The following is a 677-nucleotide window of genomic DNA, read 5'->3' as shown; positions in this document are numbered from 1 at the left end:
GGCAGCAGCCAGCGCGCAGGCAACCGCCGCCGCCCGCCGGTTCGCCGCCACCCTGCTGGAGTTCCTCAACGGCTACCGACCCGTCGGTCAACTCCGCTCGCTCGCCAGCCCCGCACAGGCGGGCAGCCTCGTCGAGCAGCTCAGCCGGACGATGACCCGGCTGGGGCCACCGGTCCGCTCCGACGCCCGACCCCGGATCCGGCTGCGGGCACTGCGCGCCTGCGAACCCCGGCCCGGGGTGGTGGAGGCCGCCGCCGTACTGGACGGCCCGGAGAAACGGGTCTGGGCCATCGCGTTCCGGCTGGAGCAGCAGCCCGGCCGCTGGGTGACCACCGTCCTACAGGCCATCTGAACGGCCGGTGTGCCCGGCTCCGCCCCCGGGAGACCCGCCGGCAGCGCGGCGGGCGCCCGGCAGGGATCGGCTTCCTGCCGTCCGTCGGTCGGCAGGGGGACCCACCGCCGATCCGTAGCCTGTCGAGCTGCACCGTCTGTGCCAGCACGCGAGGATCGGCCGTCCCTGCCAGGATGCCTACCACGCCCGATCCGGGCCCCATCGGTCCATTCCCGTTTCAGGAATCGGCCCGTCGGATCAGGGCTGGCACCCCGCCGAGCACCTGAAAACCGAGTAGATCATCAGGGGTCAGGACCAACCCGGGCGGAGGCGGCGGGGTGCCAGC

The 677-nt window shown here is 74.0% G+C and carries 1 protein-coding gene; it reads left to right on the top strand.

Annotated elements, in window-relative coordinates:
- Positions 1 to 352: Rv3235 family protein (locus tag GSF22_RS34040; RefSeq protein ID WP_244454631.1), on the top strand; the 352-nt coding region annotated here is incomplete at its 5' end.
- Between the last annotated feature and the right edge of the window lie 325 nt (positions 353 to 677).

Origin of the sequence: Micromonospora echinofusca, assembly GCF_017614955.1 — a bacterium.
Classification (GTDB): Bacteria; Actinomycetota; Actinomycetes; order Mycobacteriales; family Micromonosporaceae; genus Micromonospora; species Micromonospora echinofusca_A.
This window is presented reverse-complemented; position numbering and strand designations above follow the sequence as displayed.